34 protein-coding genes are annotated in these 26,985 nt (G+C 35.2%); 16 read left to right on the forward strand and 18 right to left on the reverse strand.

Annotation, left to right across the window (positions count from 1 at the left end; all coding sequences use genetic code 11):
- Positions 1 to 232: 232 nt before the first annotated feature.
- From BUB12_RS17675 to BUB12_RS09680, 5 genes are all read left to right on the forward strand, one after another.
- Positions 233 to 385 (forward strand): hypothetical protein, encoded by a 153-nt coding sequence (locus BUB12_RS17675; protein WP_159431565.1) that lies wholly within the window; start codon positions 233 to 235, stop codon positions 383 to 385.
- A 17-nt stretch (positions 386 to 402) separates the two neighbouring features.
- Positions 403 to 870 carry a cytochrome c oxidase subunit II gene (locus BUB12_RS09665; protein ID WP_072890433.1) on the forward strand — a complete coding sequence of 156 codons (468 nt, stop codon included), beginning with the start codon at positions 403 to 405 and terminating at the stop codon, positions 868 to 870.
- 14 nt (positions 871 to 884) lie between these two features.
- Positions 885 to 2,552 (forward strand): cbb3-type cytochrome c oxidase subunit I, encoded by a 1,668-nt coding sequence (locus tag BUB12_RS09670; RefSeq protein WP_072890434.1) that lies wholly within the window; start codon positions 885 to 887, stop codon positions 2,550 to 2,552.
- A 156-nt stretch (positions 2,553 to 2,708) separates the two neighbouring features.
- Positions 2,709 to 3,341: an SCO family protein gene (locus BUB12_RS09675; protein ID WP_072890436.1), complete on the forward strand. Its 633-nt coding sequence runs from the start codon at positions 2,709 to 2,711 to the stop codon at positions 3,339 to 3,341.
- A 3-nt stretch (positions 3,342 to 3,344) separates the two neighbouring features.
- Complete coding sequence (locus BUB12_RS09680; protein ID WP_200801049.1) at positions 3,345 to 3,902, forward strand: hypothetical protein; 558 nt, start codon at positions 3,345 to 3,347, stop codon at positions 3,900 to 3,902.
- A 92-nt stretch (positions 3,903 to 3,994) separates the two neighbouring features.
- Here the strand turns inward: BUB12_RS09680 and BUB12_RS09685 are convergent, their stop codons facing one another.
- The 6 genes from BUB12_RS09685 to BUB12_RS09710 all read right to left on the reverse strand — a co-directional run bounded on the left by BUB12_RS09685 (position 3,995) and on the right by BUB12_RS09710 (position 5,968).
- Positions 3,995 to 4,213, reverse strand: a complete 219-nt coding sequence (locus BUB12_RS09685; protein WP_072890440.1) for a spore germination protein — start codon at positions 4,211 to 4,213, stop codon at positions 3,995 to 3,997.
- Positions 4,214 to 4,281: 68 nt separating this feature from the next.
- On the reverse strand, positions 4,282 to 4,656 hold the full coding sequence (locus BUB12_RS09690; protein WP_072890441.1) for a spore germination protein GerPE: 375 nt from the start codon (positions 4,654 to 4,656) through the stop codon (positions 4,282 to 4,284).
- Positions 4,657 to 4,672: 16 nt separating this feature from the next.
- A complete protein-coding gene (locus tag BUB12_RS09695) occupies positions 4,673 to 4,855 on the reverse strand; it encodes a spore gernimation protein GerPD (RefSeq protein WP_072890443.1) in 183 nt (60 codons plus the stop codon).
- Positions 4,852 to 5,466, reverse strand: a complete 615-nt coding sequence (gerPC, locus tag BUB12_RS09700; protein WP_072890446.1) for a spore germination protein GerPC — start codon at positions 5,464 to 5,466, stop codon at positions 4,852 to 4,854. The genes BUB12_RS09695 and gerPC overlap by 4 nt, the downstream gene beginning before the upstream one ends.
- A 62-nt stretch (positions 5,467 to 5,528) precedes the next feature.
- Positions 5,529 to 5,741, reverse strand: coding sequence for a spore germination protein GerPB (locus BUB12_RS09705; RefSeq protein WP_072890447.1), 213 nt, complete (start codon positions 5,739 to 5,741; stop codon positions 5,529 to 5,531).
- Positions 5,742 to 5,755: 14 nt separating this feature from the next.
- On the reverse strand, positions 5,756 to 5,968 hold the full coding sequence (locus BUB12_RS09710; RefSeq protein WP_072890450.1) for a spore germination protein: 213 nt from the start codon (positions 5,966 to 5,968) through the stop codon (positions 5,756 to 5,758).
- Positions 5,969 to 6,072: 104 nt separating this feature from the next.
- Between BUB12_RS09710 and BUB12_RS09715 the strand changes: the two genes are divergently transcribed.
- Both BUB12_RS09715 and BUB12_RS09720 read left to right on the forward strand, forming a co-directional pair.
- Positions 6,073 to 7,278, forward strand: a complete 1,206-nt coding sequence (locus tag BUB12_RS09715) for a DUF2157 domain-containing protein (RefSeq protein WP_072890451.1) — start codon at positions 6,073 to 6,075, stop codon at positions 7,276 to 7,278.
- The gene (locus BUB12_RS09720) at positions 7,275 to 7,787 is read left to right on the forward strand and encodes a GDYXXLXY domain-containing protein (RefSeq protein ID WP_072890453.1); all 513 of its coding nucleotides are present in this window, start codon (positions 7,275 to 7,277) and stop codon (positions 7,785 to 7,787) included. Before BUB12_RS09715 ends, BUB12_RS09720 begins: the two co-directional genes overlap by 4 nt.
- Positions 7,788 to 7,840: 53 nt before the next feature.
- On the opposite strand, the gene BUB12_RS09725 is transcribed toward BUB12_RS09720, so the two are convergent.
- Positions 7,841 to 9,034, reverse strand: a complete 1,194-nt coding sequence (locus BUB12_RS09725) for an ornithine--oxo-acid transaminase (RefSeq protein WP_072890454.1) — start codon at positions 9,032 to 9,034, stop codon at positions 7,841 to 7,843.
- 185 nt (positions 9,035 to 9,219) lie between these two features.
- On the opposite strand from BUB12_RS09725, the gene BUB12_RS09730 reads away from it, so the two are divergent.
- The 5 genes from BUB12_RS09730 to BUB12_RS09750 all read left to right on the forward strand — a co-directional run bounded on the left by BUB12_RS09730 (position 9,220) and on the right by BUB12_RS09750 (position 14,075).
- Positions 9,220 to 9,594 carry a YisL family protein gene (locus BUB12_RS09730; RefSeq protein ID WP_072890457.1) on the forward strand — a complete coding sequence of 125 codons (375 nt, stop codon included), beginning with the start codon at positions 9,220 to 9,222 and terminating at the stop codon, positions 9,592 to 9,594.
- A gap of 183 nt (positions 9,595 to 9,777) precedes the next feature.
- A complete protein-coding gene (locus BUB12_RS09735) occupies positions 9,778 to 11,286 on the forward strand; it encodes an alpha-amylase family glycosyl hydrolase (protein ID WP_072890460.1) in 1,509 nt (502 codons plus the stop codon).
- Between the two features lie 155 nt (positions 11,287 to 11,441).
- Positions 11,442 to 12,209 (forward strand): hypothetical protein, encoded by a 768-nt coding sequence (locus BUB12_RS09740; RefSeq protein ID WP_072890461.1) that lies wholly within the window; start codon positions 11,442 to 11,444, stop codon positions 12,207 to 12,209.
- Between the two features lie 21 nt (positions 12,210 to 12,230).
- Positions 12,231 to 13,475, forward strand: a complete 1,245-nt coding sequence (locus BUB12_RS09745) for a PstS family phosphate ABC transporter substrate-binding protein (protein ID WP_084063293.1) — start codon at positions 12,231 to 12,233, stop codon at positions 13,473 to 13,475.
- Positions 13,476 to 13,493: 18 nt separating this feature from the next.
- Positions 13,494 to 14,075: a membrane lipoprotein lipid attachment site-containing protein gene (locus BUB12_RS09750; protein WP_072890464.1), complete on the forward strand. Its 582-nt coding sequence runs from the start codon at positions 13,494 to 13,496 to the stop codon at positions 14,073 to 14,075.
- Positions 14,076 to 14,284: 209 nt separating this feature from the next.
- Here the strand turns inward: BUB12_RS09750 and BUB12_RS09755 are convergent, their stop codons facing one another.
- The 3 genes from BUB12_RS09755 to BUB12_RS09765 all read right to left on the reverse strand — a co-directional run bounded on the left by BUB12_RS09755 (position 14,285) and on the right by BUB12_RS09765 (position 16,826).
- Positions 14,285 to 15,151 carry an SDR family oxidoreductase gene (locus BUB12_RS09755; protein WP_072890467.1) on the reverse strand — a complete coding sequence of 289 codons (867 nt, stop codon included), beginning with the start codon at positions 15,149 to 15,151 and terminating at the stop codon, positions 14,285 to 14,287.
- Between the two features lie 204 nt (positions 15,152 to 15,355).
- Positions 15,356 to 15,541, reverse strand: a complete 186-nt coding sequence (yppF, locus tag BUB12_RS09760; RefSeq protein ID WP_072890468.1) for a YppF family protein — start codon at positions 15,539 to 15,541, stop codon at positions 15,356 to 15,358.
- Between the two features lie 73 nt (positions 15,542 to 15,614).
- Positions 15,615 to 16,826 (reverse strand): hypothetical protein, encoded by a 1,212-nt coding sequence (locus BUB12_RS09765; protein WP_072890469.1) that lies wholly within the window; start codon positions 16,824 to 16,826, stop codon positions 15,615 to 15,617.
- Between the two features lie 203 nt (positions 16,827 to 17,029).
- Between BUB12_RS09765 and BUB12_RS09770 the strand changes: the two genes are divergently transcribed.
- Positions 17,030 to 17,515: a hypothetical protein gene (locus BUB12_RS09770; RefSeq protein WP_072890472.1), complete on the forward strand. Its 486-nt coding sequence runs from the start codon at positions 17,030 to 17,032 to the stop codon at positions 17,513 to 17,515.
- 82 nt (positions 17,516 to 17,597) lie between these two features.
- Here the strand turns inward: BUB12_RS09770 and BUB12_RS09775 are convergent, their stop codons facing one another.
- Entirely contained in the window at positions 17,598 to 19,841 is a 2,244-nt protein-coding gene (locus BUB12_RS09775; RefSeq protein WP_072890473.1) for a beta-propeller domain-containing protein, read from the reverse strand.
- 184 nt (positions 19,842 to 20,025) lie between these two features.
- Positions 20,026 to 20,883 (reverse strand): DegV family protein, encoded by an 858-nt coding sequence (locus BUB12_RS09780; protein WP_072890475.1) that lies wholly within the window; start codon positions 20,881 to 20,883, stop codon positions 20,026 to 20,028.
- A 193-nt stretch (positions 20,884 to 21,076) separates the two neighbouring features.
- Here BUB12_RS09780 and BUB12_RS09785 point away from each other — a divergent pair, with 193 nt between their 5' ends.
- Entirely contained in the window at positions 21,077 to 21,919 is an 843-nt protein-coding gene (locus tag BUB12_RS09785) for a YitT family protein (RefSeq protein WP_072890476.1), read from the forward strand.
- Positions 21,920 to 22,041: 122 nt separating this feature from the next.
- Here the strand turns inward: BUB12_RS09785 and BUB12_RS09790 are convergent, their stop codons facing one another.
- The 4 genes from BUB12_RS09790 to BUB12_RS09800 all read right to left on the reverse strand — a co-directional run bounded on the left by BUB12_RS09790 (position 22,042) and on the right by BUB12_RS09800 (position 23,829).
- Positions 22,042 to 22,305, reverse strand: a complete 264-nt coding sequence (locus tag BUB12_RS09790) for a NifU N-terminal domain-containing protein (RefSeq protein WP_072890479.1) — start codon at positions 22,303 to 22,305, stop codon at positions 22,042 to 22,044.
- A 227-nt stretch (positions 22,306 to 22,532) separates the two neighbouring features.
- Complete coding sequence (locus BUB12_RS09795) at positions 22,533 to 22,724, reverse strand: DUF3813 family protein (protein WP_072890540.1); 192 nt, start codon at positions 22,722 to 22,724, stop codon at positions 22,533 to 22,535.
- A gap of 10 nt (positions 22,725 to 22,734) precedes the next feature.
- On the reverse strand, positions 22,735 to 22,884 hold the full coding sequence (locus BUB12_RS17855) for a hypothetical protein (protein ID WP_200801050.1): 150 nt from the start codon (positions 22,882 to 22,884) through the stop codon (positions 22,735 to 22,737).
- A gap of 111 nt (positions 22,885 to 22,995) precedes the next feature.
- Positions 22,996 to 23,829 carry a Cof-type HAD-IIB family hydrolase gene (locus BUB12_RS09800; RefSeq protein WP_072890482.1) on the reverse strand — a complete coding sequence of 278 codons (834 nt, stop codon included), beginning with the start codon at positions 23,827 to 23,829 and terminating at the stop codon, positions 22,996 to 22,998.
- A 128-nt stretch (positions 23,830 to 23,957) separates the two neighbouring features.
- Between BUB12_RS09800 and BUB12_RS09805 the strand changes: the two genes are divergently transcribed.
- Together BUB12_RS09805 and BUB12_RS09810 are read left to right on the forward strand one after the other, a co-directional pair.
- Positions 23,958 to 24,728: a prolyl oligopeptidase family serine peptidase gene (locus BUB12_RS09805; protein ID WP_072890484.1), complete on the forward strand. Its 771-nt coding sequence runs from the start codon at positions 23,958 to 23,960 to the stop codon at positions 24,726 to 24,728.
- Positions 24,729 to 24,814: 86 nt separating this feature from the next.
- Positions 24,815 to 25,135, forward strand: coding sequence for a metal-sulfur cluster assembly factor (locus tag BUB12_RS09810; protein WP_072890486.1), 321 nt, complete (start codon positions 24,815 to 24,817; stop codon positions 25,133 to 25,135).
- A gap of 267 nt (positions 25,136 to 25,402) precedes the next feature.
- On the opposite strand, the gene BUB12_RS09815 is transcribed toward BUB12_RS09810, so the two are convergent.
- Both BUB12_RS09815 and BUB12_RS09820 read right to left on the reverse strand, forming a co-directional pair.
- On the reverse strand, positions 25,403 to 25,705 hold the full coding sequence (locus BUB12_RS09815; protein WP_072890489.1) for a metal-sulfur cluster assembly factor: 303 nt from the start codon (positions 25,703 to 25,705) through the stop codon (positions 25,403 to 25,405).
- 30 nt (positions 25,706 to 25,735) lie between these two features.
- On the reverse strand, positions 25,736 to 26,983 hold the full coding sequence (locus tag BUB12_RS09820) for a hypothetical protein (RefSeq protein WP_072890490.1): 1,248 nt from the start codon (positions 26,981 to 26,983) through the stop codon (positions 25,736 to 25,738).
- Positions 26,984 to 26,985: the final 2 nt, after the last annotated feature.

Consider the following 26,985-nt stretch of genomic DNA (forward strand, 5'->3'; position numbering starts at 1 on the left):
CCCCCTCGAGGTCTTAAGTCAATCCTCTCTGTGGCAAAGAACGCCACGCCGAGGCTCGACTTAAGCTTGTCGGGGGTGACCAAGGCGCTTGCGCTTTTCTTATTTGTTCAACAATTTGTCAAAAATGACACAAAGTGTATCAAATATCACACTATAATGTGATTTGTATCACAGGACTGAAATTCATTCTCAATTATTATGTAGTTAAGAAATCATTAAGGGGGTTAAACAAATGGAAAATAAAAAAGTTAACCGTGAAGAAGAACAAGTAGAAGAACATTCTGCAAAAGGAGCATTAGCTTCGTCATTGATATTTGTCGGAGGTTTTATCTTTGCATTGTATATAGCAATCTATTGGTTATTTATGGTTAGAATTGACCTTTAAAAGGGAGGAAGAGGAAAATGCATCGTCATGAAAAAATATGGCTAACATTAAGTAGTTTAATGATTATTGGATTTTTAGTTTTAGCAGGGTACCAAGCATTCGCATTAGAATTGGGACCACCAAGTCACAAGGAAACAATCGATCCACAAAAAGTGGATGAAACTGCTCCATTTAATGAACCAGGAGTTTACCAAACTGGAGAAAATGAATATGAAGTAGTTATGATTGGTCAAGTATTTAGTTTCAATGCTGGAGGAGATGAACTAGTATTTCCGGCAGGATCAACAGTTACTTTTACAATGACATCTAAAGACGTGGTACATGGATTCCAAATAGCAGGTACAAACGTTAATACGATGGTAATGCCTGGATATGTTCAAAAAGTTACACAAACCTTTGATTCACCAGGTGAGTACTTAATTTTATGTAACGAGTATTGTGGCTCAGGTCACCAATTAATGGCAAGCACAATTACGATTGAATAAGGGAGGGAAATTAGATGGCTTTAGCACAAACAATTAAAGAGAAAGCAAATAACGCATTGGGGGTAAATCCTCTAGATGCTAAAATAACGAAATCATATTTTATAGTAACATTTCTAGCATTATTAATCGGTGGTTATTTAGGATTAATCCAAGGATTAAACCGTGCAGGAGTATTTGAATTACCATCCTGGTTAGACTACTATCAAGTTTTAACAGCACACGGACTATTACTAGTATTAGTATTTTCATCATTCTTTACAATTGGATATTTCTATGCAGCAATGTCCAATACACTAGGTGGATTACTACCTAAGGTTAGAAAGATGGTATGGATCGGCTTCTCAATGAAGATTGTCGGTTTTGTTATCGCAGTTATCCCATTAATTATGGGTGATGCAAATGTAATGTATACTTTCTATCCACCAATGGCAGCATCAACATGGTATTATGTAGGATTAGTATTTATCGTATTAGGTGTATGGATGGCAGCTTTCGGAGCATTTATCCAAGTTGCTAACTGGAGAAAGAACCATAAAGGGCAACACCTTCCAATTCTTTCATATTTCGCAACAGGTGTATTCGTACTATTATTCTTTGGTACGTTACCAGTAGCAATTGAAGTATTTATGATTATTCCTTGGACACTAGGATGGATTGAAACACTTAACTCAATGTTAGCACGGACGCTATTCTGGGCGTTTGGTCATACATTAGTTAACATTTGGTATTTAACAGCAGTATCTGCATGGTATGTAATCGTACCAAAAGTTATCGGTGGTCGTCGCTTCAGTGACGTATTAACTCGTGTAGTAGTTATGGTATTAGTAATTCTAAACATTACAGGTGGATTCCACCACCAAATCGTTGACCCAGCAATTTCTGAACCAGTTAAATTCATGCACGTATTCATGAGTTTATCAATCGGGTTCCCATCATTAATGACTGCATATGCAATGTTTGCAGTATTTGAAAGAACAGGTCGTGCCAAAGGAGCAAAAGGATTATTCGGATTCTTCAAGAAGCTACCTTGGGGAGATGTTCGTTTCCTTGCACCATTTATCGCGATGGCAGCATTTATCCCAGCCGGTGCTGGTGGTATCGTTCAAACAACATACCAGTTAGACCAAGTAATTCATAACTCATTATGGGTTGTAGGGCACTTCCACTTAACATTAGGGATGTCAGTAGCATTAACATTCTTTGGAATCAGTTACTGGTTAATTCCACATATCTCTGGAAGAGTTCTAACGAAGAAAATGAACAAAGTTGGTGTCATTACAACAATTATCTGGACAATCGGTATGTCCACGATGTCAATAGCAATGCACTTAGTAGGATTATTAGGATCACCAAGAAGAACATCATATACAACTTATGGTGATAACGCAACAGCTCTAGGATGGGACCCATATCTTATCTTCCTAGCAGTTGGTGGTACATTCTTAATCGTAGCGGTAACAATGCAAGCATACAATGCGTTCCACTTAATGTTCCTTGCACCTAAAGGGGAAGAAGAATTCCCAATCGCTGAAGAAGAAGAGAATGCAAGTAAAACACCATTCTGGACTGAACGTTGGAGCCGTATCATCCTAATTATGCTTGTTGTAGTTGCAATGGCATATGTAATTCCATTAGTAGACTTCATCGGTGACCCAGGATCAATTCCTTGGAGAACGTGGTAATTTTGAAAAATAAATAGCAGTGAGTAATATACTAGGGCTATAACCCGGACTCTACTGTCATGTTAACAAAGAGATAGCTCCAACGAATGAGCTATCTCTTTTAATTAACTGTACTTTCTAAGAACAAAGTCAAATGTATGTTAGGACGTGATATCCGTGATCAAAAATAAACATAATACAATAGCAATTATTTTCGTTATCCTCTTTGGTTTCAGTCTATTTTTCTTTGGTACGGATGGATTTCAGGCTTTTACTGCTGAATCAGCAAGAACAAATAAATTGATAGAAGAAAAACCAAAATTTCCAGAAGTAATACTTGAAGATAGTAATGAACGAACATATCCAATTTCTGAATTTGAAGGAAAGTATATATTTATTACTTTTATGTATACTGCCTGCACAGATGTTTGCCCAGAACTAGAAATGAATATGTTAGGGGTTTATAAACAAATACCTGAAAAATATATTGGGGAAGATATTGTATTCTTAAGTATTAGTTTTGATCCAGAACGCGATGATCCAGCTACATTGACTAAATATAGAGGGTACTTCGAAAGTGATGGGGAAACGTGGCGAATGGCAAGAATCAATGACCAAGAGCAACTAGATGAATTATTAGAAGAGTTTGGTGTCATCGTCATTCCTGATGAATATGGGAACTTCGCACATAACTCGGCATTTTATTTAGTTGATCGTGAAGGGTATTTAGAAGATGTCATGGATTATAAAAATATTGATGAAGCTGCAGATAAAGTGAATCGTATTCTTGAAAAAGAAGCGGGGGAATAAATGATGACACAACCAATAATTGGATTAATTACCTTACTATTTATGATGATTCCCCCAGTGGCTGAGATAATGGAATCCATTATGATTTTGCACATGCATATGCAAATGCCAATGATTGTTATCGCAGGATTTTTAATGGCACCATTTTTTACGAAGAGATTTCCCAACTTTTTTAGTAAATGGAATCAAACTGGAATACCAGGGATGTTACTTTTTATTATTGTTATGTCTTACTGGTCTATACCAAGGGCGATGGATGATGCTTTAACGTATCCTGCAGTAGAATTATTTAAATTTATTAGTTTAGCATTCTTAGTTGGGGTTCCATTAAGGGATAGTTGGAAAAAAATATCTAATCGCTGGCAAAATGGTGTGTTAATATTTTTCTTCCTTCAATTTACAGGATTAGGAATTCTATATATTGCTGCACCTGGTCAATTGTGTAATAACTATATCCAAAGTGAACAGGTTACACTAGGTTGGGGCTTCTTAACGATTGCTATAGCTATACTGGTTTATCTCGTTCAATTAATTTTTATTAATCCGGCAGATTATGAATAATACAACAAAAAAAGAGTGGTCCAATTTAATGGGGCACTCTTTTTTAAATATTAGTTTTAAATTCAAAGATTTCTAGCTCTTAACGTTCTAGGCTATGCATTTCCTGTCATGTTCTGGTCACTTATATCTGGATCAAATGGATTTGTGGAATTGATTCCAGAATTCGTATTAATAAAATCACCTGTATTTAGTGCTCCAGAACCTGCATTTGTTTTTGACGTACTTTTTGGAGATAAATAGAATGCATCCCCAAAGTTGACAACGCCGCCTCCAACACTATTTATTTTAATTGGTCCAACAATGGATGGCATATGAAAACACCTACTATTAATTAGTATATAATACAATATGAATGAACCACGTAACTTGTGTGTGAACATTACTCCTCTTCTTGAATCCATCGAAAATGTTTAATTCGTGCATCCGCATCAATTTTTCCAATACTACCAATTTGAACGATCGATGATTGACTAGCAGCTATTACCGACACATTTTGAACATTAATATCTCGGTTATGGTGGTAATTTTGTAGATTAACAGAAGAGGGCTCATTTATCCATTTTGGTTGTAATTTAAAAATACGATAGTCATCAAATTGTAAATCATCTTTACTGTTAAAAAGAGCTCCTTCTTTTTGCATTGCAATCGCTCGATTTGTAGGGGTTGCTATTGCTGTATCACCAATATTTATTATGGAAGAAAACGCAAGAGAATTAAGGCGAAATCGATCCACATTTGCTAGCCTTTTCTTCATTTAATCTACCTACTTTCTATGCAACTGGTGGAGCTAATGGAATTAGATTACCAACAGTATAAGATTCAGGAGGTGTATCATAAAATGATGAAAGTTTAATTTCTTCATTGTCACCAATCAAAAAAATGGATGAGGAGCCGATTGCATCTATTTGTACATTTTCGACATTTAATCCCCAGTTGTGAACTTCTAAATTCATTGATGATCACCTTCTCCACCATTATTATTTTTCATATACGTTTCAATAGAGTGGGTAACTTCCTTTTGTATGTGTTCAAAGATATAATTTGGAACATTATTATTAGGAATCTTTTGATCATGAGCACGTGTTTCATAAAATTGTATTCTTTGAGGAAGTTGTTTTTCCATATCTTGTATTAATAATTTCTCAAAATCAGAATCAACCGGGTGGTTATTCTTTTTTGCTAGGTTTTGTATGAGCTTCGGTCCATCTTCGTGTAAATATTTGTTCAACCGATTGATTAACGAAGGGTGTCTTCCAGCAGCCGGAGGGACTGGTGGAATTTTGTGAATAGGGTTTGAAAAGGCGCTATTTTGTTGTCCTAATCCTAAATCCTCTATATTTGCTAAATCACTTGGTGAAAGTCCCACATGAAGAGTGCCTTCTAAATGCTCCACTTTTAACTGGTCAAACTTGTATTCTATTTTTTCGATATTCGTTGACTTATTTTCCTCCAATTTTTCTTCCATTTCGTTTATACGATTCTCTAATTCTTGTATCTTTTGTAATAGGTACTGATTCGATTGATTGAGTTCGTATAAATAATTATTCCAATCATACATACTCATATAAAATGGCTCCTTTACATGGGCGAATACCTAATCTATTGTATGCAGGAAGAATGAAGGTGTTAACGTAATGGCTGTGTTAATGTAATTACAGGTGGAACTTCTGCACCAATGGCTTCGGCCTCTTGGGCTGTTTCTGTAAAACCACCAGTATTTTGCAATTCTGTATGAGCTTGAATACTTCCAGTTGTACCAATCTGAAGAACAGAAGAGTTTGTAATGGAGCCGACTTTTAACATATGAATGGCTATTGTTTGATTTACCGTGATATTCACGTTTTATCACCTCATTAGGTAAGTGGTTGATCTATTTTATCTGCATCATGAACAAATGTGTGGGAATGGTCTAATTCAATGTGAATTTTATCCCCCGTATTGAAGGAACCACCACCAGCATAGGTTTTTGCACTACTTTCTGGATTCATTGAATAGACGTCACCAATATTGAAAATACTGGATGCGGATACACTTATCACTTTTACTGCTCCTACTTTTGCTGGCATTTGCACCCTCCTCATCATAGTTTATGTAAAATTTGTGAATTGTTGAAAAAGATATAAGAAAGTATGGTATTTTAGTGGTATGGAAAAGGAACGGAGGATTACGTATGAATAAGAATAAACTGTCCGAAGAAGGCAAAAAGTGGGTCGCAAAAGATATTATAACGGATGATCAACTTGAACAAATCCTCGGACTATATAAGAAAAAAGATGCTAATTATATTATTATCTTATTTGCTGTTTTGTTGACAGGGATAGGAATCCTAACTTTTATTATGTCAGATTGGGCTAGAGTTCCTCATTTCTCACGTGTACTAGTTATTATAGGTGCTTTTATTGGGTTATATATGGTTGGTGATTTTCTGCACCGAAAGCGTTCGGAATTAATGGGGATTAGTTTTATTATATTGGGTTATATCGTGTTTGGTGCTGGCATGTTATTAACGATTTCAATTTATTCTGTTGAGATTTATAGTGCTTGGCCATTTATCATATGGTCACTTGTTGGATTGGCTCTTTATTTTGTTTATGAACACAAATTAATATTCGTGTTAGGTATGATCGTTACAACAGTGGGACAATTTTATAATGGATTAGAGTTTGGTTCATTTAACTGGATTATATGGATTGTATTGTTGGTAGGGTATCTTCACTTTGTGTATCATCATGCTAATTATTTGTTTGGCTATTTGTTTGGAATAAGTATTTCCTTACAGATGATTGTACTAGTGATGGCTAATCAGCAGGAATACTATTGGCTTGTGCTTTACTTTTTAATTTTTTATCTAGTAGCTGGTTTGTTACCAAAAGAGTCTTTAAAAATTTCACTGAAGTATACAAGTTTAATTAGCATTTTTATATTTAGTATGTATGAGACCTTTTTCTTGCAAGAGGAATTTTGGCATGGAAACATTGAACACCAACTTAGCTTTATTATCCTTTGGGGAGTATTAATCGTAGCTGGATTGATTATCAAAATTCGTACGAAGAACACAATAGAGACAATTGATTTACTCTTATTCTTGCCAATATTTTATTTGCCTTTTTCTTCACTTGTAAGCTTAATTAGTATGTTTTTATTCTCTTTGTTGTGGCTACTTATTGGATATCGTAAAGAGGATAATGAAAAAGTATTGCTCGGTACAGTTGCCTTTTTATTAACGACATTTACAGCTTACATTCAATTTGCATGGGATGCCATGAATAAATCATTATTCTTCCTTGTAGGCGGATTATTGTTATTCATTTTAAGCTTCTTCCTCGAAAGACAAAGACGTTCGATGTTGGAGACGAATAAAGGGGGAGAGGAATGATGAAACGAATCCTTTTTTATAGCATTCTTGTAATCCAGGTTGTCGTCGTTGGGGTAATTGGTTGGCAATATTATTTAGTTGAGGATTTTGGAATGGAGATTAAACTACTTAGAGAGAAGCCCGAACTAGGTAAATATGTGCCGTACTATGAGTATGGGAACATGCATGTTGACTATGAAATTAATGCGATCGATGAAGATAAATGGGAGGCTCCAGATTCCATTCATTATAAGGAGAAAGTATATGTACTTCTAGAAGAAGGGGATGATGGAATCTATCATGTTGTAAGGGCATCTGATAAAAAATTAGAAGAGGATTCCGGTCAAGTCGTGTTAAAGGCAAGGTATCGATATTCTGCCGATCATATCAAGAAGTACTATGTGGACTACGGCATTGAAGATATTCGAAACGGTGAAGATTATAGATACCTAGACGCTGAAAAACAATGGATAGTTACCGTGAAAATTGCACCATGGGGGCAAAAACGGATTATAAATATTGAAAACTAGAGGGTTCAATAAACAAACACACGAGCTTCAATAAGAAACTCGTGTGTTTTCTATTACCCTTTTAAAACGTCTTTAATATGGCTTAATGCCCAATCTAAATCTTCTTTTTCAATGATTAATGGAGGAGCAAATCGGATGACATTCTCATGTGTTTCTTTACATAATAATCCTTTTTCTTTTAATGCTTCACAGTAAGGACGGGCAGATTCTGTTAATTCTACACCAATAAATAGTCCTCTTCCACGAATCTCTTTAATTTTTGGATTATCAATTTTGCTTAGTTCATCCATCATGTAATTTCCTAGTTCTAATGAACGGTCAGCCAGTTTTTCATCGACAAGAACATCTAAAGAAGCAATCGAAACAGCACAAGCTAGTGGGTTTCCTCCAAATGTTGAACCGTGAGATCCAGGATTGAATACACCTAAAACATCTTTATTAGCAACAACACATGAAATTGGCATAACGCCTCCTCCAAGTGCCTTTCCTAGAATAAGCATATCAGGTGTTACATCTTCCCAGTCACATGCAAACATTTTTCCAGTACGGGCTAATCCTGCTTGAATTTCATCAGCAATGTAAAGGACATTATTTTCCTTACATACATCGTAAGCTTCTTTTAAAAACCCTTCTGGTGGGATGACGATTCCTGCTTCCCCTTGAATTGGTTCAAATAAGAATCCCGCCGTATTCTCGTTGATTGCGGCTTTAAGCGCTTCCACATCACCATATGGAATTAATTTAATCCCAGGTAGCATTGGACCGAATCCACGCTGGTATTCTGCTTCAGACGATAAGGAAACTGCCGTCATTGTACGACCATGAAAGTTCCCTTCACATGCAATTATTTCTGCTTTGTTCTCAGGAACGCCTTTTACATCGTAAGCCCACCGACGTGCAGCTTTAATTGCTGTTTCTACAGCTTCAGCTCCAGTGTTCATCGGAAGAGCCATCTCTTTGTTGGTAATCTGGCAAATCTTTTCATACCATGGACCTAATTGGTCGTTATGAAAGGCACGAGAAGTTAACGTTACATTATCAGCCTGTTGTTTTAAGGCATCAATTATTTTAGGGTGACGGTGACCTTGGTTAACTGCTGAGTACGCACTAAGCATATCCATATAGCGATTTCCTTCAGGGTCCTCAACCCAAACACCTTCTGCTTTTTTTACAACCACTGGTAGTGGATGGTAATTCTTCGCTCCGAATGTTTCTGTTTGATCAATAATTTGTTGACTATGTACCATAAAATCCCTCCAAATATTGAAGTATAATTCATACCAATTAATATAAATAATTCGTTACCGTTATTATAACAGTTTTTAAGAAATTTGTTAGGGTGTGGTGTCGCTTAATTATGTGTATTTTTTTGTTTTACGTGGTATGATGTGGTATATGTTATGATTTTAGTTACATTTTAGGAGGAATTACAATGAATACACATCTTCATATTACATCATGGGTGTTGGCTTTTGTGTTATTTGCTGTTGCTGTAATTTTACATAAAAAAGGAAATGCAAAAGCTGGTAAAATCGTTCAAATGATTTTACGTCTTGATTATTTATTAATTTTATACTCTGGAGGGCACTTACTTGGAGGATACCTTGGAAATGCTACAGGTGGCACTTTAGGAGAAGTTATTGTTAAAGGGATTGCAGGTATTTGGGTAATTGCAGCGATGGAAATGATTGCAGTTAAAACTGCCAAGGACAAGCCTACAAAAGGCTGGTGGATTCAGTTTGTAATTGCTGTTTTATTAACATTAATTTTAGGATTTATGCGCCTTGGATATGGTGTATTAATTTAAATTCAGTAGAAACGGGAAGCTGATTCTGGAACTACTCCTGAAAAAAGGGGTAGTTTTTTTGTTTTTTACTATATTGACTTTGGAAATATGAAGTATTTTCAACAATCTTTATAAATGCATTGACTATTAGTATGAAAGGGTAATAATAGTACAAGAATGATTAAAAAAGCATGGGGGTATAGCATGAGAAAGATTGGATTTTTATTAGGAATTATTATGATCTTGATATATACATATTCCGTACCGAATGTACAGGCAGAAACGGAATCTGTGATTAACCAGGAAATCATGTATGATATGCTGATTGATCGCTACAATAATGGCAACTATGAGTTGGATAGTCAAGTAGATATTGATGATCCATTTGCCTATCATGGTGGAGATATTGAAGGAATTACCAAAAAATTAGATGACATACAATCACTTGGGATAACTACGATTATTTTATCTCCAATTATGGAAAACACGGATAATGGCTATCATGGGTATTGGATTGAAGATTTCTATCAAGTTGAAGAACAATTTGGAACGATGGAAGACTTGCAAAACTTGGTCTCTGAAGCCCATGAGCGTGAAATGAAGGTTATACTAGAATTTGTTCCTAATTATATTGCAACTACTCATCCATTTGTAGAGGATAACTCGAAGACCGAGTGGATCGACGATAGTATTGATTTTAATAGTATCGACGAGCCTTGGGTAGATCATGTCGTTAAGTTAAATCAAGCAAATGAAGAGGTTGTAAGCTATTTAATAGATGTAGCGGAGTTTTGGATTAATGAAGCCAATATTGATGGTTACCGAATTCACCATGCGGACCAAATGTTGCCTTCGTTTTTAGAGACTTTTGCTGCACAAATAAAAGAACAGTATCCTGATTTTTATTTAATTGCTGATCTAGTGGAAGATGATAATGCTTTGATTTATGATAATCCTAATATAGATATTATAGAAAATGAAAAATTAAATGAAGCTATTGCTGAAGTGTTCAAAAATGTAGATACACCTGTTTCAGATATCTATGAGGTATGGGAAGAATCAGCTAATAAAAATTCAATTCTTTATGTAGATGATAAATGGACGAAGCGCTACACACAAGTATTTTCGGAAAATGGTCGAAATGCTCAAACGGTTTGGCAACTGGTAATGACATATATGTATACAACTCCAGGTGTGCCAGTCATTTTCCAGGGTTCGGAAATACCGATGTATGGAGAGTTTCCTCAGAACCAAAGACTGGTTGACTTTAACAGTGGTGAACAAGATCTAAAAGAATTTTATACTAGAATATCTTCATTAAGACAAGAATTTCCAGTCTTACAATTTGGAGATTTTGAGCTGGTCGATTCGGATAGAGGAATGAGTTTATTTAAAAGAACGTATCAAGATGAGACAATATATATCGCGATAAATAATGATAGTGAATCTCGTATTGTTTCAATTAATGATTTAGAATCGGGATATCAGCTTAGAGGGATACTAGGTGATAATATTGTACGAGAACTGGATAATGGGGAATATAGAATAGGGATTGATCGAGAAGCAGCTGAAGTATTTTTCATTGAGGAAAATACGGGCTTGAATTGGGCCTTTATTTTACCAATCGTTGCTGTATTTATTATATTTGTAGTTGCTGTAATCTACATGACTAAAAAGCAAAAGAAAAGAGAGCAAGTTGAAGGGGAAAAATAAACCCTAATAATACAAGTAGAGAAGCTATAAGCAAATTAATAGCTTCTCTATTTTTCGTTTAATACTTTTCAACTTTTCTAAAAGTAATGGATACTTCATAAAATACTTATGGTAAAATGATGGTAAAAGATGATGCTTAATTAGGGGATTGTTCAATGAAGATGAACGTTTCAGAGTTAATAATAAGAAAATTGATGGTAACCTTTGTAACGACATTAGTTGTTTCTTTAATATTGTCAGTAATTTATGTAGGAATACCAGAGCATCCATATAATCTGGGGAACCAATTTATTGGGTGGTCATTTTTTTACTGTATGTATGTGGGCGCAATAATTCTTATTTATGGAAATTTCGTATCAGTCATTCTGGAATTTGCGATGAATAAGTGGTTTCCTGGACGAAATTCGATTTATGTCTTGCTCCATGGACTATTCGGAAGCGCTAATATCATATTATTTATGGGAATGTGGAGTTTGTTAATTAGTGGTGTGTTTGCGGCAATATTATATGCATTGATTGACCGATGGATCCATTATCGATTTAATCAACAAAAAGGTGTAAAAGTTTTAATAGCTTCCCCAGTTATTATTTATGTTCTGATGTGGGGGACATTGCAAATACTATCTCCTTCATTACCACCATTTACGGAGGAGGATGCTGTCGAGTTTGCGACTTCTGGAGAAGGGACTGTAATTGACAATTTTCCAGAAGAGATTGATACTTGGTCTGGTCAAAGTGGTGACTACCAAGTTGTAAGGGAAACATCCGTAGAAGAATGGAAAAAAGAGGAATATATAGTTACTTTCACAGAATCCTGGAAGAACAACAATGAAAATGGCTCATGGTATCTGTCATATATTGTTAAAAGAGGATCATCAACATTATATGATCAAGGTGGAGAGGCACCACTATATCAAAAATAACGAATGGAGGGGAAATAACATATGTATCTATATCTAGGTTTAGCTCTTGTTAGTGTGGTTTTTATAATATATTACATTGCAAGTTCTAATAAAGATAATCCTGGCCAAAAAGTACTGGCATTCTTGTCTGTATGTGTACTTTTAGGATCTGGTGCATTTATCCTGTTATTTATTATTCTGTTTACGGGTCAAACGGAATTTTACTTGCCATATCTTATTTTTGTTACTCTAGGTATTCTATTCTTTATAAGTAATGCTATTTTTCGTTTTTTAAAATCTAAAGTATGGAAGATTAGTTTTTTGGTCTTTTTAGGATTAAGTATTATCTCTGTTGGGGTTTATGAAGGATTCCAGATATATGAAAGATCAATCACAATGGATAATCATGAAGTAAATCTAACTGAATATCAACCTTTCACTGATAGTGATAAAATAGCTAGATTAAATGATTCTGCAAGCTATAGAATGGAAGGGGATTTGCTACGCCTAGATGGAGCTACAGCATTATACCCAATTTATTCTGCATTTACTGAAGCTACCTATCCAGAAGGAGAATATCAACCTTATGATTTTGGATATGGGAAAGTTATCTCTACGAAAACACCAAATGCATATAAAAATTTACTTGACGGAGAAGTAGATATTATTTTTGCTTTAGGGCCATCCGAAAGGCAACTTGCAGATGCAAAACGAAAAGGTGTTGAGCTAACTATGACACCGATTGGGAAAGAAGCATTTGTATTTTTTGTTAACTCTAAAAATCCAATTGAAGATGTTAAGCTAGATGAGATAAAAGGAATTTACTCAGGAAAGATTCGCAACTGGAAAGAAATTGGAGGAAATGATGAAGAAATTCAAGCCTTCCAACGTCCGGATGATAGTGGTAGTCAGACAGCGTTAGAACAACTTATGGGTGATACACCAATCATGGATGCACCGACTGAGGATATAGTTACTGGAATGGGTGGAATTATTGAAGAGACTTCAGATTACCGCAACTATAAAAATTCGATAGGATATTCTTTCCGTTTCTTTTCTATGGAAATGGTCGAAAATAATGCTATTCGTCACCTAGCAATCGATGGGGTTTATCCTGATAAAGACACAATCCGTACGGAGGAATATCCAATAACATATGAATTCTATGCAGTTACGGCTGGTAGTGATAACCCTAATATTGAACCTTTCTTAGACTGGATCCTCTCTAGTGAAGGACAGGAGCTAGTAGAAAAGTCAGGTTATGTACCAGTACAGGATTGGGAGTAGAAAAGGAGTTTTTATTAATTGAGAAAACTAATAGTTCTAGCAGTATTTTTAGTAATTCTTACAGCATGCCAGCAGCAAGAAGAAACATTTGACGCTGTAGCTAAAGAAGCTGAATTAATAGATTTTGAAATAAGCATGGTCGATATTTCAAGTGATAGTAGTTTTGTTTACGACCTTGAGTTAAACAATGAAGCAATTAATAGTCTTCATAAAACAGTAGAGTACTATGAAAATGGGGAATTAGTTAAGACAATTGTCGACAGTAGTACAAGAATAACTGATTATGATAAGGAAGATGACTATAGAGTAGTTGTGTTACAGAATAATGTTACAGAAAAACAGCAAAACTGGACTTCAGCCTTCTTTTCTAATAGTGGTTCTGCAGTAACAAAAGCTAATCTGGTTAGAGAAAGTGAATTCAATTCTAGTTTACACAGTGGGGTGTCTCCAGAAATCAACCTCACTATAGGAGAAAAAACACCGATAGCTTTTATTATTGAGACGAATAAAAATAGTATCTCTACAAACTCCGAACAACCTATTAATCATTATATTGATCGCTATGAAGCAGTTTATGTCTTTTCGATTGAATTAAATTAAGGTGGGAGTGGTGAGCAGTTGGCTCCTTGAGAATGCATTATCATTTGCATTTTTGCATGCGATTTTTCGCTGTCACAGTCTTCTGGTCTGCGAGAAAAAGTATGTGTCTTTTACACCAAACCTAAACTCGAATAGATATTTGAGTTTAGGTAATGGGGTTTTAGTATGGCCACAGCCCAGTTAACGCTTCAAATACAACGGAAAAGTTATTACCCATTAACAATTGTCCCACCATTAACGTGAATAACTTGCCCCGATACATAACTCGCATCTTCACTTGCTAAATAAACATAAGCAGGAGCTAGTTCCATAGGCTGGCCCATTCGTTTCATCGGTGTGTTAGAACCAAATGTATCCACTTTTTTAGCATTGAATGTAGATGGAATCAACGGCGTCCAAATAGGACCAGGTGCAACTGCATTTACTCTTATTCCTTTTCCTACTAGTGATTCTGATAAAGAACGAGTAACCGTAGTAATAGCTCCTTTTGTAGCTGAGTAGTCTATTAAATCTTTATTCCCCTCATGAGCAGTAATTGATGAAGTATTAATAATTGAACTTCCTTTTTGTAAATGGGGAAGAGCTGCTTGTGTCATATAAAAAGTACCAAAGACGTTTGTTTTAAACGTTTGTTCTAATTGCTGTTGAGAAATTTTTGTAATATCACTTTGTGGATGCTGTTCAGCAGCATTATTAATTAAAATATCTAGTTTCTTAAAATGATCCATTGTTTCCTTGACCGCTTTCTTACAAAATTCTGGGTCGCCAATATCTCCTGAAATTAAAAGGCACTTCTGCCCTTCTTCCTCCACTAATTTTTTTGTTTCTTCAGCGTCTTTATGCTCTTTCAAGTAGACAATAGCAACATCAGCACTTTCTTTTGCAAAATGGACACATATTGCTCGTCCAATTCCGCTATCGCCTCCTGTTATTAGCGCTACTTTATTTTTAAGTTTGTTACTGCCTTGATAATTTTTTCGTATGTATTCTGGTTCAGGATACATGTTGGATTCAATTCCGGGTTGTTGTTTTTGCTCCTGAGGTGGTGGGGTATTAGGGGTTTTTGAATCTGACATTTTAATATCCTCCTTTTAGAAAAGGTATGAGAGTATAAAATTTAAAGTTGTCTAGCTCCGAGTGCCTGCGACTAGCGAGACTTCCTTCGCCTCCGTACGTCGCAAAGCGGGCACTCAGCGCTTTTCCTTAGTCTAACCCCATTTTTCCCATTTCATTAAAAATCATTAGCCAAAAAGAAAAAAGCCCATAATGGACTTTCATAATTAAACATATTCATGAGCAGAGGTTGCCCCTTGTTGGTGAAGAAAATCATAAATTTCTCGGTAATCTTTAACATCAATTTCACCGGTGATGTATTTTTTTTGGTAGTAATCTAGTAAGTCATTTAATGTATTTGGTTCTTGGTTTCGTTCTCTTTGATATTCTGTTACTAATTTTTGTATTAGCATGTAGAACCTCCTTCATATCGGTTAGGTACATGTACCATTTATAAAACTATATGATAGGACTTATCTAAACATGCTAATCATTTTTTTCGGAGTAAGAGACCCATAGCACAACTATACTAAGTAACAAAATACCACTAGCTATTAAAAGCAAATGAAAATAATAGGGAATCATAGCTAAGTTTAACCAGTCTAATAGGGTTTGTATAAATAAAAGCATTTCATTCAACATAAATCCAATGAAAAAAACAATTAGACCGACTTTACTCATCATACTATTTTTTAATAGGTTCGTCATTAAGTATTGGGTGAGAATGAACATACTAATAAATCCTAATAACGTTAAATGCAAATAGCCAATGATTACTGTTCTAGTTTCATAAACTAGTGTTGCTAGGGATGGAATGATTAGTCCTAATTCCATAGTGCTTTTTATAATTAAAAGGAATAACGTAATCCAAAGCATAGCCTTTGTCGTGTTTGAAAAGTATTGTGTTACCTCTCTCCATAAACCTTTCACTGCATAGAGTAGTAAAACAACAGCAATCCATTGCCCAATACTACCAAAAGCTGCTAGTACTTCACCAGTTGGACCAATATTTGCCCACTGGACGTTTGTAAAATAGCCAGGGAATAAGGAAATAAAGTAGATCCAAAAACTGATTTTCAATAAAGGCTGTGAAATCGTTATGTTTTTATAATGTAAGATCATTAAGAAAGTTCCTACTAATAATAAGTAGAGCCATCCATTATATTGAAAATGCAAATAAAAATAGATTGCCATATCGAAAATAGCATGTTCTTTTAATCCATTAGCTGAAATAAATCCAAGTGCATAAGGGCCAATAGAAGATATTATTAAGACAACTAGGGCTCCCTTTATATAGAGAGAATGTAGATTGTAGTCATTCTGTGTTTTTAGTTGTTTGTAGATAAATACAGCTGTCCAATATTCAACAAATATATGTAGGGTGGACATGACAATGGAAAAAACTGCATAGCCTTGATAGAAAAACGCGATAAACATAACCAAAGAAGTAATAAATAATGAAACAACAATTACAATGGCTTGTTTCTTAGCCCTTATTTTTTTCCAGTTAATTGAAAGGAAAATAACGAAGGCGCCAAGGAACGTCCATCCTAAAAGAGCAAGATGAGAGTGTCCATGTAGTACGTTCTCATATGGGATTGATGTATTTGAATTAAAAGGAAAGTATCTCATCCATACCCCTGATAATGCCGTTATGATGAAAAAGAAAAATGTAAAATGAATAAAAACTCTGGGCATCCTGAATCCCTCCAAAACTATTTCTATTTTATCATGAATGGAATTTAGGATAGATTCAATAGGGGAAGTACAAGTGTCAAAAAAAGATAATAAAAATGTGACAGATTTATTAATTAAATAGGAAGTTATGGGGTGAATATGGTATTATATTCTATATATTAAATTTTCAGAAAAAATAATAAGAGGTTAAAAGGAGAATAGTAATGAAACGGATTATTTTTGCACTCCTAATCATAAACTGCATCATTTTACTATCTGCATGTCAAGCGACTATAGATGAAATAACGATAACAGATGATTTGAAATTAACGATAGATGATTATCTAAGTAAGGAGATCATTACTCCTGGCTTTGATGGAGAATTATTTGTAGCATATGACATATTGGATCATCATACAGATGAGGTTTATGTTTGGGCTTATATTAGTGAGTATTATTTAAATGGGAAGCAATTAGAGCAGGGGACGGCAGTGTCATTACCAGTTGTATTAATATTTGGTTTAGATGAAAGGGAGAATCTAATCATAAAAAAGCATCAAATCCCTCGAGATGGAAGCTTTTATACAGATGATATTAAGAAATTATTCTCAAAGAAAGCTCAGCGAAAGATTTTTGACATATCTAATGTAAGGTTACAACAATTTACAGGTGAAGTAGAAGAGAAAGCGAAAGAAAAATTAAGAGATTAATAAGGGAATTGTACTGTAGTAGACAAATCACATAAAGATAGCAAGCGTCTAATAGTGAGACGCTTGCTTATTACTTGTTTTATTAATAATGTCTTTGCATTCTTGGCAATTCGATTTGTTCTAATACTGATTTTCGATCGACATCATAGACTTTTATTTTATCAAAAGAAATGGTGTAGATTTGGTCTCCGATAGAAACAATTCTCTTGATTTCAGATTCCCAATCTGGGTATTCTTTCATTTGTTCTTGGTGTGTAATATTGTCTTGGAATGTGATACCACTATCTGGTGAAATTTCATACAGTAGAGCACCTTCAAATAAGAGTTTTTGATCTTCATAGGTCATGTCGCCACGTTTCACCATTGTTGTTTCGAATAAGGTTGCCGGAAATCCGAATAAGTTACGGTTCGGATGTTTGTATAAGGCCTTATGGTTGTGATTTAATTCTGTATAAGAGAATCCTTGCCCAATCACTTCACTATATTTTTCAATCGGGTTGGTTAAGTCAGTTACATCAAAGACAGATATTTTCAAGCCATCTGAACGGACAATCGGTTCAGAACCATGTGGGTTTTCCTCTAATTTCGTATTTTGACCAAATCCAATCAAATGGTTTTCATCAAGAGGATGCAAGTAATTGCTAAAGCCTGGTATCTTTAATTCACCGAGTACTTTAGGTTGGGTTGGTTCTTTTAAATCGATGACAAATAATGGATCAATTTCTTTAAAAGTAACCATAAACGCGGTGTCTTCCATAAACCTTACACTATAAATTCGTTCCCCTTCTGCAAGGCCCTCCACTGAACCTAATGGATTTAGATTAAGATCAAATGTGTACAAATTATTAGTCGAAGGTTTATCATCATCCCATGCGGATCCTTTTGTTGTTGCTACACGGAATGTATCCTTTTGTTCATCCATCGCAAATTGATTAATTAATGTCCCGTTCACTACTGTTGATGAATTGTATGTGATTTGCCCCTGGTCTACTTTAAATTGTGTTATTTTTGTATTTGCTGCCTGTGGATTCCAAATCATCAGTTCTGTATCACTAGCATTAGAAGTGTTATCGCTATCATAATTTCTTACGGCTACATATAAATGCTCTTTAGACATGTAGATTTCATTGGAAGCCCCGAGATAGGTGTCTACAGATGCTTCTTTTTCAAGGTCATTAAGGTTTACTGATGCTAAGATCATGAATGTTTCATCCTGACTCTCTGGAAAAAAGTACATATCCTCAAAGTCAACTGGGATTCCTTCAGTGCTTACAGCTGAGTCTTTTACAAATGGTCTTACCTCAGTTTCCTCCTCTTCTAAAATTCGGTAGGGTGGACGCTCATTGGCGATTAAATATAGATAGCCGTCCATTAGTCGTGAAGAGTTATAGGAACCTTCAAAGGATATTTCTCTAACGTGTTTAGGTTTCTTACGATCAGAAATATCATAGATGTGTACAGCTGTTTGGCTAGAGTATATTGGTGGATAAATAGCAATATCTTCAGTAATTCTTTCCTCTGGTTCCTTCGTTTCTTTTAGGTCCCTTATAGGTTCATTTGAATATCCAATACTGATTAGTAAGTCATTATGAAGGTAAATTTCGTTTGGAAAGAAATTCTTTTCTTCTATATGACTTACAATGGTACTGTTTTCTATTTCAGTTGAAGCAATAATTATATCTGTATCCCTGGCGAAATAGATGAAATTCCCATCTGTCTTTACTTGATCGCCTTCATCAATGCCTGCAACTTGCACATTTGTTTCTGACGTATCATTTCCTGATGACTCCGTCGTTACAGCAGAGTCATCAGCTGCTCCATCCATATCGGATGCTTCATTTTGCATAGAAAACAGATTACGTTCTTTTTCTTTCTTTTCCATGCGTTCCTTTAATAAAGTAACTAATTGTTCTTTGTCATTTATTTTCGGTAGCTCATCTACTGCAGTAAATCGATGTGTGAAGGCTTCGGATAGATTGCTTCCTTTTGCAGTTTTAGCGGATGAAGAAACAGAAATTTTATAGTCTTGATTTAGTTGATATCCGTCAACTGGTGAATGTAGAGTGAGAATGGTTTTTGATTCATTCCAAACCAATTCGATCGGTACAGTGTTCCCATCCTTATCTGTTACCTGAACGATGTCAGGAGTAAAACTATCCGGGTCCATTTTCTCTGAGAAGTAAATTGACCAATCTTTAAACGTAGGTGCAAAACTGGAAGCAGATGGTATATCAGCAGTTATTTTATTATTATTAAACAAGGTAAATACGATTACGGCCAAACCTATTGTTCCAAGAATACTAATTAACCCTAATTTCTTTTTCACTTTTTTCACCTCATAGAAGGATTATTTGTAAGTAAGACGTAGGATACGTAAAAGTTGTTTCAGTAATGGAAAAATAACAACCGGGACCCCACCATTTCTCCATAAAAAAACTGATTCAACAATTAGTTGAATCAGTTCGAGTTTCTTATTTAGAGATGTCTAGCTCCAAGCGCCTGCGTTTTTTTTAGAAATCCTTATTTAAGAAGAATAGGGAGATGGTTCCTGGTCCAGCATGTGCACCAATAGCAGAACCAACCATTTCAATTTCGATATTTTTAGGACCAAATTTCTCGTTAATCATATCTGCTAGTTGTTGTGCACGCTCTAGGTCATCACCGTGACTAATCCCAATGGTTTGATTTTCAAAGTTGCCACCACGTTCTTCCATTAGTTCTAGCATGCGTCCGAATAATTTTTTGGAACCACGTATTTTTTCTAGTGGGATTAGTTTTCCGTCTTCTACATGTAGGATAGGTTTAATTTTAAGAAGTGTTCCAACAAATGCAGCTGTTTTTGTTACACGACCGCCACGACGTAGGTATTCTAAGTCATCTACTGTAAAAATATGTTCCATATGTTTTGCACGATTAGTAGCATCAGCTATGATTTCATCTACCGATTTACCTTCTTTGGCCATTTTTGCTGCTTCTAGTACGACTAATCCGTACCCAATGGATGCGCATTTCGTATCAATAACGTGAATGTTTGCGTCTGGGTAGGTTTCTTTTACTTCTTGTTCCATCATTTTAGCCGTTTGATATGTACCAGATAGCTCTGAAGAAAATGCTAAATAGATGAGGGGTTGTTTGGATTCTGCATACTCCGTGAAAATATTTTTAAAATTTTCTGGTGAGACTTGTGAAGTTTTTGGTGCTTTTCCTTCTCGCATAGCATCATATACCACTTTAGGAGAAATTGTTTTTCCGTCTTTATAATCTTTTTCGTCTAAATGAACAGTTAATGATACCATTTCAATGTCATATTCGTTATAATGAGTTTCTGACAAGTCGGAAGCTGAATCAGCAAGAATTTTAATTGTCATTTCTTCACCTTCATTTCTATTAATAATTCTATTATGTTTAGTTTATAGCTATAAGGGAAGATAGTCAAAGTATAATTCTTAAATATTAATAAAAGTTTGGAAATATTTAGACCGTTCTTTTAAAATAAGTGTTTGATTATTTTCGATTATTTTAGAAATCATATAGATAACAGGTATGTTGAGGGAGGTAGCCATGTTTTTATTTGAAGCAAAACGTATTGCAATTGTTATATTTGGCGCATTATTAAATGCTATTTCACTGAATTTCTTCCTAATTAGTGCAAATGTATATGCTAGTGGTTTTACTGGAGCAGCACAGTTAATTTCAAGTGTCTTTATTGATTTTCTTGGCATTGGTATCAGTACAGGGATTTTATTATTCCTACTTAATATTCCAGTGGCAATACTAGGTTGGAAGAAGGTAGGAAAAGGATTTACGATTTATAGTGCCATTTCTGTATTATTTACCACCATATTTTTAGAATTTATTCCTGTTATTGCATTATCAGAGGATATTATACTAAATGCTGTTTTTGGTGGGGTAATCGCTGGTGTTGGAGTAGGGCTTACACTGAAGTTAGGTGCCTCTACTGGAGGGATGGATATTGTAGCGATGGTATTATCGCGAATGAAGGATAAGCCAATTGGTGTTTATTTCTTATCATTAAATGCAATTATCATTTTCCTGGCAGGTATTTTATATGAGCCAGAAAATGCGCTTTATACGTTAGTAACTTTATATGTGACGACTCGTGTAATCGATGCAATCCATACTCGTCATGAAAAACTAACTGCCATGATTGTTACAAGAAAACCTGATGATTTGCAAAAAGAAATACATAATACGATGGTGAGAGGTATTACAATTATACCTGCAAAGGGAGCTTATACGAAAGAAGATAAGCATATGCTCTATCTTGTTATTACACGATATGAATTGTATGATTTAGAACGAATCATTAATGAAGTGGACCCACAAGCATTTACAAATATCGTGCAAACAACAGGCATCTTTGGCTTCTTTAGAAAAGAGTAGAGCTATCAATCAAAAACCGAACCATTCAACTTAGTGAGTGAATGGTTCGGTTTTATTTACGTCGTGATGCGGGCAATCATCAGAGATGTCTAGCGCAGAGCATCTCTAGCTTTTCTTATGTATTAATATCCGTATTTCTCGAATATTTCCATGACTTGTGGGGTTACGTTGTCCCACTCTGCATCGAATTCTTTGTTTACGGTAATGAAATTCTGATAACCGAAAACTGTATCGACACCTTCTAATTTCATTAGTTCATTTAGTATCTCATGTTCACTAGTTTCTCCAGCTCTAACTGAGATACTGTTTGTTCCTTCAAAAATCAGTTTATCTGTTGTAAACTTTAAAGCATTTGGATTTGGCGTAGCTTCAGCTCTAACTCCCATTGCGATTCCTCCTTATAGCACTTATACCCTCATATTAGCAGATTTAACCTAAATAAAAAAGCAAAACGAAATGTAAGAGGACGAACTAAGAAAAGAGACTACCCTAAGTGGGTAGTCTCTTCACACTATGCATGCTTAAAGCAATGCCGTTTCATTAGTAAATGAAGTGGTCAGTTCCCATCACATACATAGTCCGCTCGTCTTAGAAATGTGTGCGGAGGTTTTAATTAGCTAAGTTGATGTTGTTGCAATTGTTGCTCAAGCTGTTGTAATTCTTGCTTTTCCTCAGGGGTAGTCGCGTCATTGTATGCTGCTTGAATCGCATTTTGTGCTGCTTGTTTGTCCTGGTCACTAGCTTGGTTGTTGTTCGTTATACGATTCATTGCATCTTTTGCTTGTTGCATTAGGTTATTTGCCATGTTCGCCATCTTAAAACCCTCCTAGCGTGTGGTGATCTGCTTCTTCTTGTTTACGTTCAGCATCTGAAAAACGTGAACGATACGGGAATTTCTCATCATGTTTCTTTACAGAATCGGCACTTTGCTGACTAAATCGTCTAGATTTACTCCTTTTGCCCAAGATGATTCCCTCCCAACAAATAAGTGAACGTAATGGATACGTTCACTAAGTAGTATGGGTAGATTAAGTTTATTTATTGAAGGAAATATACGGTATTATAGGATAAAAAACTTATATTAATTTTGATTTTAGTTGAAGGTATTCCTCTAAGAATGTACCTATTCCGCTTTCCTCATTTGATACGGTTACATGTTTGGCAATGGATTTTAACTCATCAATGGCATTATCCATGGCAACACCAACACCTGCATATTCAATCATCTCTAAATCGTTATCTTCATCTCCAAAAGCAATAATACGTTCTTTTGGTATTTGATAGTAGTGGGCTATTTTTTGTAATCCAACCGCTTTGTTCATTCCTTTTTTAACGATTTCAATGATGTTCCATGGCGCACCCCATTTACGATGCTCAATTAACTCAGCATGAAAATCATCTAAGTGTCCACGAACTTCAGCGATATGTTCTTCTCTAGGATAAATTAGTAAAGATGTAGGGTCATCTTTTAATTGTGATTTAATACTACCAATTGTAAATGGATTACTGTCATTATTATGGGCAAATATCTCCATAATTTTTTCGTCATATTTGTCTAAGTAGACATTATCCATAACTTCGGCCATTAAATTTTGTACATCCAAATCATAGCAAGCTTCAGTAATTGATAATGCTGTTCGTTTTGGCATTGGATTATGCAATGCATCCCATTTCTTGTCGGTTGGGTGGTGAATAAGTGCTCCATTAAAATTAACCATAGGGGTTTTTAAACCTAGCTGATGATAATAGTAGATACTGGAACGGTGTGGGCGACCAGTTGCAATTACAACTATATGTCCTTGTTTCATTGCTTGTAATAAAATGTTCTTATTCTTTTCACTTATTTCTTTTTTGTCGGATAACAATGTGCCATCCAAGTCTAAAGCTATTAAATGTTGTTTATTTTCCATCTATTTCACCTCGTATTAATATAGTGTATAAGGAATGAAAGAAGTTGTAAAGGACAAATTATTTTGCCAATTATTAAAAACATACTATTATATAGTTAGATACAGAAAATGATGAGAGGATTTTCGATATGATCGGTATTTATAAAGAGAAGATTGCTTCTATTCCTTCTTTAGTTGTTGTTGATTCAAGAAAGAAAGAGGAGGCACTTCCTACAGTTACTTATTTTCATGGATTTACTAGTGCGAAGGAACATAACTTACCGCTTGCGTTTCTTTTGGCTGAAAAGGGATTTCGTGTCGTACTACCAGATAGTCAATATCATGGTGAGCGAGAAGCTGACGTACCAGAAATTAAAAAACAAGTTTCCTTTTGGAATATAGTAATGCAAAATGTCAATGAGTTACAGAAGATAAAAGAGGCTTTAGACAAACAGGGGTTAATTGAACAGGATAAGTTTGGGGTAGCTGGTACGAGCATGGGGGGAATAACAACCTCTGCAGCATTGACACAATACCCTTGGATAAAAGCTTCGGCAATCCTAATGGGATCACCTAAAATAACTACGTATGCTAAAACATTGGTAGCTAGCTTCAAGAAAACTGGGAATTTACCAATCACTGATGAAGAAATTGACCAATTGTATGGGTTGTTAGAGGACTATGACTTATCAAAGCAACCTGAGAAATTAAATAATCGCCCACTCTTATTTTGGCATGGTGATAATGATCCAGTCGTTCCGTTTGATCATTCTTATACGTTTTACGAAAGCTCAATGGAATTATATAAGAATAAAGAGGATCTTCGCTTTATTAAAGAAACAAATCGAGGGCATAAGGTTAGCCGTTTAGCAATATTAGAAACAGTAGAATGGTTTGAAAAATACCTTATAGGTAAATGATACATGGAAAAACGTGATTTAAATCATTTCAAAACGAGTAAAAATATGTTTAAATAAACATATAAGATAGAGGGAGGTATATATTCATGGCTGATGAGGCTTTAAAAGAGAATTTAATGGGTGCACTAGAGAATGTAATTGACCCTGAGTTAGGGATCGATATTGTTAACTTAGGTTTAGTATATGATGTAGACATAGAGGACGAAGACGAAGGGTTATGTGTAGTTACAATGACTCTAACTGCAATGGGGTGCCCATTATCAGCACATATTGAAGCAGACGTAAAACGTGCACTATCAGATATTCCAGAAGTAAAAGATACGAGAGTTGATATCGTATGGAACCCACCATGGAGTAAAGATAACATGTCTCGTTACGCAAAAATTGCTTTAGGAATTCCAGATTGATCAAACAATCTTATATATGAAAAAAACCGAACCTTGGTTCGGTTTTTTACGTTTTTTAAAAGAAAGAAAGTATTAACTTTCAGAGCTGTCTAGCTCCGAGCACCAGCGACTAGCGAAGGAACTACATAGAATTACTTCTCTGGCCTTTGTGCCGAGTAACCGCCAAAAAACTACGTGGAGAAACTTCGTTGCTTTTGTGCCGAGTAACCGCAGGCACAAGACTTCCTTCGCCTCCGTACGTCGCAAAGTCCGCGCTCTGCGTTTTTCTTAAGCAAATCCAAGCATTGCTTTTGCTTTATCACTCATTTTTGCTGGGCTCCACGCTGGTTCCCAAATGATATTTACTTCTACTTCATGAACTTCTTCAATTTGTTTTACACGATACGTCACACCATTTTTAATACTATCATGCATCGGACAGCCTGGTGTCGTTAAGGTCATTGTAATTACGACATTATTGTCTTCATCGGCTTCTATCCCATAAACCAAGCCTAAATCCATAATATTGACACCTAATTCAGGGTCAATTACTTCAAACAATGCTGCGCCTACTTTATTTTCTAAGGACAAAAAAAACACCTCTCTCTAAATGTCGCTAATTTAGACAAACAAAATGCGAATAACTGCTAACGTATATAATAGGGTTGTTATCGTTAATAACCCTTGGAAAATCCAGACGAGGATTCCTAACTGTAATAATGCAGAAAGGACTAGTCCTAGTACACAAATGATAAATAAGGAGAATAAAATCAAATTCCATCTTTCATTAATCATATCTTTTAACAATGGAACTTTTTCTTTCCCTACATGATCTGCGTATTTATAGGTCCACCAGAGTACGGGGACAATTTTATTTAAATATCCTAAAATACTAAATACAATCCAGCCCATAATGTATAAAAAGATTAACCAGCTCCAAGTTGCTTGATCAGAAATACCAATAAGGGAGACTACGAAAGCAACGACATGGATTCCTAAACCTATAAAAATGGCTAGAATAGCAAAAGCAAATGATTTATCTAATTTCTTTTTTACACGTTTAGCTAAAATTTCTTTTACATCAAAGAAGAAAAATAAAAATCCAATCATTACGATAAACCATCCGATTGTCTGAATCAGTCCGTTGTTTAACCAAAAGGATAGGATTAGACTAATTAGACCTACTACGTATGTTACGAAAGCAGGTTTTGCCCACTTCATGGAAAACCCGTGGGACAAGCTAAACATTGGTACTAATTTATACGAAAAGCCAAATATTAATAAAGTAAACCATCCTGCTACACCTAATAGTACATGGGTTGCCAATATCGTATTATGTTGATTAATACTTCCAAAAGCAATATTCCACGCTAATAAAAATCCAGCTATTATTGTTAGGAAGAAGCATGAGATGGCCCCCATAACAAAGTAGGTCATCATATTCCTTTTTTCTTGTTTAGAAATCGTAATGACCATTTGTAAAATAAACATGAGGACTCCAATAACGACGACGGCCCCACCATATACAGCAATATTTGGCTTTACGCCAAGCAATATAGCGAATGCAGTTACACCTATTGCTGTTACGAAGAATTGGATAAACCCAAATGTTTGACTCCATATAGGTGTTAAGAAGGCAACAGGAACGAGTTGGTACATCGCTCCCATTGCAATCATGACGGCAAAACCTAAAAGTAGAAAATGCGCGCCCATCCAAATATCTGGTTGTCTAAATTGTCCTGCTACTAATTCACCACTGGAGAAGAATAGGATAATTTGAGCAACAACAAATGCAATTAAGGCAAATAATATAAACGATAATGGTAATTTTATATTAGTATCAATTTTCATGTTTGCTCCAGGCATCATAA

This window comes from Ornithinibacillus halophilus (genome assembly GCF_900129485.1).
In the GTDB taxonomy this organism is placed as follows: domain Bacteria; phylum Bacillota; class Bacilli; order Bacillales; family Amphibacillaceae; genus Ornithinibacillus; species Ornithinibacillus halophilus.